General features: G+C 36.2%; 1 protein-coding gene. It reads right to left on the bottom strand.

The features are described from left to right. The coding region (locus ACO03U_RS13735) for a transposase (protein ID WP_423104964.1) at positions 1-500 on the bottom strand (500 nt) is incomplete at its 3' end. Positions 501-563 lie beyond the last annotated feature (63 nt).

The following is a 563-nucleotide window of genomic DNA, read 5'->3' on the forward strand; positions in this document are numbered from 1 at the left end:
TTTGAGCGCTCTCTTAATATTTCAATTGGCGATTTAGCATTGTAGGCAGATTTTGTGTGAGTGGCATCCACAATAATCGTTGTAGAGTTGATCACGCCTTTTTGAAGAGCGATTTCTACCGATTTGGCAATAAGCTTGTCTAAGAAGACTTCATCTTTCAAGCGGAGACGACGAAACTTCGTAAGGGAGGTTGCATGGATAACATTCTCTTCCGGTGCTAACCCCAAAAAATATTTAAACGATAAATCCGTGAATGCGCGTGAAACCAAATCCCGATCAGATAGGTTGTAGATAACTTTCAAAAGGAGATACTTGAACATTTGAATAGGGTCAACTGCGTTACGACCATCATCAAGACAATAGTTTTCACGTACTTCTTCAATGATGAATGAGAAATCCACGAGATTATTCAATTTGCGAAGCAAATGATCTTCTTTTACTAAAATATCATACAAGCATGAATGAGGACTCAAATCTAATTCTTCTTGAAAGTTCAACATATCGCATTCCACCAATCAATTTTCTATTTTCATTATCTCAAATTTATAGAAAAAAACGTATAG

The organism is Enterococcus diestrammenae (genome assembly GCF_049384045.1).
Lineage (GTDB): Bacteria > Bacillota > Bacilli > Lactobacillales > Enterococcaceae > Enterococcus_C > Enterococcus_C diestrammenae.